We start from the raw sequence: 6,109 nt of genomic DNA, 5'->3' as shown, positions 1-6,109 counted from the left end.
GGGTGTGTTTGATCAATAAAAAAGGACCGCGAGTGCGGTCCTTGTCTGTTGTTGGATCAGGCGATCGCCTGGTTGCCCCCGGCTGAAGCGACCGGACGTGGAGCCGGCACCGCAGTCACCTCTTTCGCCACCTTCCACACCAGCAACGCAGCAATCACATCGAACGCCGCCAGCACCACGAACAGCGGGCTGTAGCCGATCTGCGTGACCAGGATGCCGAAAGCCAGGGTGAATACGGTGGCGCCGAGGTAGCCGCACATCCCGCCCATGCCGGTGGCAGTGGCCACCTGGTCGCGGGTGAAGGAGTCCGAGGTGATCGAGTACAGCGCGCCGGACAGGGTCTGGTGGGCGAAGCCGCCTATGCACAGGAGCAGGATCGCGGTGTAGGGGCTTTCCACCAGGCCGATGCAGGCAGGGCCGATCATGCAACTGGCGCCGAATACCAGGACCATCTTGCGCGAGGTGAACAGCGATACCTTGAGGTAACGGTGGAACAGCGGGCTCAGGTAGCCGCCGAGCACACAGCCGATATCCGCGGCGAGGAAGGGCAGCCAGGCGAACATCGCGATCTCCTTGATGTTCATGTGCCGTTCGGTCATCAGGTACAGCGGGATCCAGGCATTGAAGGTCTGCCAGGCCGGCTCGGAGAGGATGCGCGCCGAGGCGATTGCGTAGAAGTTGCGGGTCTTGAAGATCTTTTTCCAGGCGCCTTTCTCGCGTTTTTCCTGCTTGAAGTGGGCTTCCTGGCCGGAAAGGATGTAGTCGCGTTCTTCTTCGCTCAGGCGCTTCTGGTCGCGCGGGTGCCTGTAGAGCAGCATCCACAGCAGTGTCCAGATGATCCCCGCCACGCCGACCAGCACGAACGCCAGTTGCCAGCCACTGTGCAGGATCGCCCAGACCACCAGCGGCGGCGCCAGCAGCGCACCGAACGACGAACCGATATTGAACCAGCCGATCGCCACCGACCGCTCCTTGGCCGGGAACCATTCGGTGGTCGCCTTGACCCCGGCGGGCAGGCCGGCGGCTTCGGTCATCCCCAGCAGCCCGCGCATGAACGCCATGCTCTGCCAGCCGCTGGCCAGGGCCGCACCGGCGCAGGCGACGGACCAAGCCAGGGCGAACACGGCGAAGCCGAGCTTGGTGCCGATGAAATCGATCAACCAGCCGGCGATCGGCTGCATCAGCGCGTAGCAGAACTGCCAGGCGGCCACGATCTTGGCGTATTCGGCGGTGGAGATGGAGAGGTCGGTCATCAAGGTGGGCGCGGCCACCGACAGGGTGTTGCGAGCGAGGTAGTTGACGACGAGCCCAGCCGTAACAAGGCTGACCATCCACCAACGGATGCCTTTTATTTTCATGGTTCACCTGGCGTTATTTTTAGAGGTGCGGTGCTTGTCTCGGTGCTGGCATGGCGAAGTGAGACAAAATGTTTCCAGGAAAGAATGGCATGTTGTGCGTCGTCGTACAACTAGAATTGCGCGAATTCAGGCTGATGGCTTGTGCCTTCGCGGTTTTGTGCGTGTTGTCATACGATCTCTTGAGCGTATGGTCCGTGAGGAGGTTGAAATCCAGACAACAAAAAAGGCACTTTCGCGAACCTCGCGAAAGTGCCTTTCTGTCTTGCGTATTTGGTGGAACCGGGGGGAAAAGAACCTTACACAGCGGCCCCATTTCCACCCTTCAATTCCTTGCCCTCAACCCTAATCGCCAGTACCGGCAGTGTCACACCCTAGTGGAGCTGGATGATGGTAGAGCGCTGACCATACGATTTTCTCTTTTGGTCTTCAAGTGCGATGACACGGGGGCCTTGGTTTCGGCATGCGGCGCCTCGTGAGCCCCTTAGCCAACCCTTTGCGGTTACTCGATCAGAAGGTCTGAAGGCGCCACACCAAGTGCTCTAGCAAGCCTCTCGATGTTGTAGATCGTGGCGTTCTTCTCGGAGCGCTCGATCATTCCAACGTAGGTCCGATGAATCCCCGCCAGCTCAGCCAGCCCTTCTTGGGACAAATTTCGCTCAAGCCGAAGCCGCCGCACGTTCGCAGCAAAGATCAGGAGGAGGGGTGATTCGCGTGTATTCGTAGCCATGCGCGCAATGTCTTTGCATGCAGGTTTACGTTCTACATACGATAGTATGCAGCCTGGTCCCCTATGCTTTTCGATGAAGGAGTTTGAATGAAGCTATTCACAGGAAGGGTCAGTGTTGGTGCTTTGGTCGGAAGTGTGTGCTTCAACGCACTGGCGGCCTCTGACGCGGATGTAGATCGCTTGACGACCTACGCTACGTTGCTGGGCCGGGCGGTTGGCTGCGGCCTTAACACGTCCTCTGAGGCTGCGAGAGTTGGGGATTGGATGGATCAGCGTTTCCTACCGGGATCGGATGATCAGCAAACCTACTTGCCGATCTTCATGGCAGGCGTGCAAGAAAATGCCCGACGTCAGTCTCAGGGGCTCAGCCCCGATAGCTGTGCGTCGGTCAAGGAACAGTATTCGTTAGTCAGGTGGCCTTGAGCCAAAGGAGTGGTGATGAAAATTGCGGGTGTAGTGATTGGTATAGTGGGTTTCATCATCCTGATGATGGGCTTGAACATGGATACGACTGTGGCTGTGAGCGACGTGTATTCATCGTCGTTTACAGCCGGAGCTAGAGTGCATAACTCCGGGCTGCTTTCGGACCGACAGAACTCAATCATGCTTGGATTGGCCTTTGTCATCATCGGCGTCATGCTCTATGGCTTTGGCAGCGTTGCTCAGAGCCGTGCTGCTGGTTCTGGTGGGGTAGGTAGCCCATCTGAGGTTGAACCTGTTGTGTTGACCTCTGATGACCTCATGCGGGCGATTGCGCAAGGTGATGAAGCCAAGGTTCGTGAGGTGATCGCTTCCGGGCTTGATCTGAATGAGCATCCTGGGTCGATGACGTACCTTGAGTACGCGGACTTGTACAACCAACATAGGATCAAAGAGCTGATCTTGGTGGGAATGAAGCAATGAGGCTTTAGCCTTTGGCATGTCGGTGCAAAAGGGAGATGGCGACCCTCCCTTTTGCATAAGTGCCAGGTGAGAAAAGGGCCGCTTTCGGCCCGTTATGGCATTCTCAAACGGTTATAGCGTTACTACTCAAGCCTTCGGCTATCGGTTTGAGTAAGCTCCTTGAAGATCGGTGAAAAGCGCTACGTCGCCATCGAAAAACCGCTCAGCTTTCTCGATATCCGGCAAGGGTGTCAACTTTACACTTTCTGCAATCCCTAGGACCTTACGGGCAGCCCACGATCCGTAAGCCGCAATCTTCAGGACATCGTCCCCGTGATTCGCAACCGTGTACTCGCGCCATTCAGGGATGCCCTTTAACGCGCACAGTACGACGTGACCCAAATAGTCGTAGTCCACCCAGTTATGTTCAGTGGGATGGATCTCGCCACCTAGGCCTCGGCCCTCCAGGCTCCTCCAATAGTCCGTGCCGTCACTGAGAAGTAGACGTTCAGTCTGCCATAAGTCATTCAGCAGCGTCCGCGCCCGGATCACGCTGAAACGGCCATGAGTCTGTTGTTTGTCCACACACTCGTGTACGAACCTTTCGGTTAGCCCATACGCGTACACGTCCAGTTGTCGGAGGTTATGGCCTTCAGGTGTCGACATGAGCTGTGCATAGTCGAACTCATCCAGAAAGTGACGCACGTGCTGGTGGCGGATATGTCCAGGCTTCGAAAACGCTGGGATAAGAGCCATCAGAATTTTTGACACTCTTCGTGCGCAGGCCGCAAATTGGAGCACGGCTCTGAACTCCGGGGCGGCCTTGAAAGCAGTAAGTGAGAGAGCAATCAGTTTCTTGATCTGGGCGTCCACATTGGCACTGGAGTGCTGGGCGCCTAACCATGTAGGCATCCAATCGGCTTCTCGTCCAGATTTACCGAATTCGATAAGGGTAAGTAAAGCCTGCGCCACATAGTGGTCGTTAAGGTTTTTAGGATGGTCCGGAAACATTGCGTACATCAGCTCGAATGCCCCGGGCTTCGCCTTGTCTACCAACGACTTGGCGACAATCTTCCAGCCGGAAGCTGTCTGGCCCGAGAAGAACTCGGTCGCGACTATGTTTCTGATAGAAGCTTGTTCGAGAGCGCTACGCCATTGTGCGTTTTCGTCCGTGGAGGGTCTCGTCTTGCGCCAGTTATCGTAAACCCTTGTTCGTGCGTCTTGTACGCGTCGTTGCATCGCGTCTGAAAACTCATCAATTCGGCCAGGTGTCATCTCCAATTGCAGGACGCGGCTGGCTACCTTAAGCGCGCGGCGTTTCTGAAAGAACCAAGCCTGCCAAGGACCGAGTAGAGCCTGAAGCACGTGGAACTGCTCCGGCAGCTTTGCGACCTCCACACGTGCCACTGGCTGTGTCACGCTCTCATCGCGATCGTAAACCTCGAAGACTCGCCCGTCGCATAGCACAACGAGAGCAGCGTCGATTTCAGGGTGCGCTGCATACAGCAGCACTTGTTGAAGTTCTTTAGAAGTGAACTTCAACGTCTTGCGCTTGACCTTCTTCGCCTCAATGATCCAGAAAGCCTCCGACCATAAAGTCATTTTGTAGTCGATGAACAAGTCGCCCCCCGCGACCTTCAGATGCTTTTCACGCTGAGTGGAAAAATAGGTCTCCTTGGCATAGCCGAGGATTCGAATAACGGGATCGATAATCTCTGCCCGAACGTCTTCCTCCGAATAGGTTGCAACGTCGTAACGCGAAATGCGTTCAAGGTCCCCTCTCTGTTCGGGGGTCAGCGGCCATGACGCCTTCGAGTGAAGCAGCAGCTCAGCAATGTCAGCAGTGGCTTTGATTGGTTGGGGGGGAGTGGCCATGTGCATTCTACGAGAGTCGTTGATGTCAATAAGTGCGGTCGATGGGCATAGCGTCAAGACGGCGGGCGGATGCTAGCTGCTATCCAGGTTTTTACCTGTCGCCAACTGAGTTCCGACAGATCCGGAGCCAGTGATGCTCTACCTATGCGCTACTCAAATACGATGTTCAGACTGGCCGAATAGGATCTGTGAAGGGCTGCTCAACTCCACCCTAATGGGTGATCCAAGCTGAACAACGGTCCCAGTTTTCGATCCGGGTAACATTACATATCCACTTGTAATTCGTACAGACCTGCCAGCCCCTGCTCTCGCAGCATACGTTCAGTCACCCCCTTCAACTTCCCCTCATGCCATCGCTTGGCTTCTCGCTTGAGGACTCCCGAGATGAACGTCTGTCTTCCGGGAGCAAGGTTGTAGCTGTTAGAAAGCGCGGGATTGAGTTGGACGGAGAGGCCATTTTTGACCGTGTAGACACCCCAGCCAAGTGCTGAGGCCCTCGGACAGCGCCCGTATCTCTCGTCTGGAGTGTGGAATGCCAAGTCGTTGTGAGCCTCTCCCTTGATGCCTTGTAGAGCCTTGCGGAGGGGTGTTTTTCCGGTTTCGTCGAACCCTGTCCGACCAACGATCAAGCCGTGGATATGCCAGCGCCAGCGACCTCCGTCGGCCGCCAGTGCCGCAGGAGCTTTTTCGATTCCGTATAGGAAATGAGCATCGGCACCTAACGCTTGCTTGATGCTTCGTGTGATCTGATCGCGGACGTGTTCGAAAGCTTTCGTATCTCCGGCATCCATTCGGTCACTCAGCTTCTCATTGAGCATCAAGGTAAATCTTCTCAGCTCCCAGCCTTCTTTCTGCCCCATCCAGTACAGGGGCATGACTGCTGTCGCTAGCTTGTCACTCTCAGTTGTATCTCTCCACGACTTGAGAACAGTCTCGGTTGGTAATGGCTGGTTGAGTAGAGTGTTGGCCTTCAGCCTCTGCTGAGGGTTGTGAATATTCTTAGATAAGATACTTCTCTTGTGCATGGTCAATTCCTTTGCATGCACCGCCGTTCCTAGCTTTGAGAGGTGTTGATAAGGTCGAATTTTTACGGGTTTTTGCTTCAAGGTCATAGCTGACCTGGACTCACCCATACGTTGGCTGGTATGAGGAAAATGTTGAGCCGGGCTCTCCATCTGCCCTTCAGAGAGGTGATCTTCTTGCATGCTGCGAGCAGCGATCTCACGTTCCGTGGTCATGGTGAACTCTCTGCCTCTTGATGGAGGCG

5 protein-coding genes are annotated in these 6,109 nt (G+C 55.7%); 1 reads left to right on the top strand and 4 read right to left on the bottom strand.

Features of this window, described 5'->3' with window-relative positions; all coding sequences use genetic code 11:
* Positions 1 to 56: 56 nt before the first annotated feature.
* Together ACKLLE_RS22405 and ACKLLE_RS22400 are read right to left on the bottom strand one after the other, a co-directional pair.
* On the bottom strand, positions 57 to 1,358 hold the full coding sequence (locus tag ACKLLE_RS22405) for an MFS transporter (protein WP_080604699.1): 1,302 nt from the start codon (positions 1,356 to 1,358) through the stop codon (positions 57 to 59).
* A gap of 499 nt (positions 1,359 to 1,857) precedes the next feature.
* Entirely contained in the window at positions 1,858 to 2,085 is a 228-nt protein-coding gene (locus ACKLLE_RS22400) for a helix-turn-helix domain-containing protein (RefSeq protein WP_420059086.1), read from the bottom strand.
* Positions 2,086 to 2,523: 438 nt separating this feature from the next.
* Between ACKLLE_RS22400 and ACKLLE_RS22395 the strand changes: the two genes are divergently transcribed.
* The gene (locus ACKLLE_RS22395; protein ID WP_420059085.1) at positions 2,524 to 2,988 is read left to right on the top strand and encodes a hypothetical protein; all 465 of its coding nucleotides are present in this window, start codon (positions 2,524 to 2,526) and stop codon (positions 2,986 to 2,988) included.
* 138 nt (positions 2,989 to 3,126) lie between these two features.
* Here the strand turns inward: ACKLLE_RS22395 and ACKLLE_RS22390 are convergent, their stop codons facing one another.
* Positions 3,127 to 4,842, bottom strand: a complete 1,716-nt coding sequence (locus tag ACKLLE_RS22390; protein WP_420059084.1) for a hypothetical protein — start codon at positions 4,840 to 4,842, stop codon at positions 3,127 to 3,129.
* Positions 4,843 to 5,105: 263 nt separating this feature from the next.
* Entirely contained in the window at positions 5,106 to 6,080 is a 975-nt protein-coding gene (locus tag ACKLLE_RS22385; protein ID WP_420059083.1) for a hypothetical protein, read from the bottom strand.
* Positions 6,081 to 6,109: the final 29 nt, after the last annotated feature.

Source organism: Pseudomonas bharatica (assembly GCF_048586865.1).
GTDB classification, from domain to species: Bacteria; Pseudomonadota; Gammaproteobacteria; order Pseudomonadales; family Pseudomonadaceae; genus Aquipseudomonas; species Aquipseudomonas bharatica.
The sequence above is the reverse complement of the archived record's forward strand: the minus strand, read 5'-3'. Positions and strand labels throughout refer to the sequence as shown.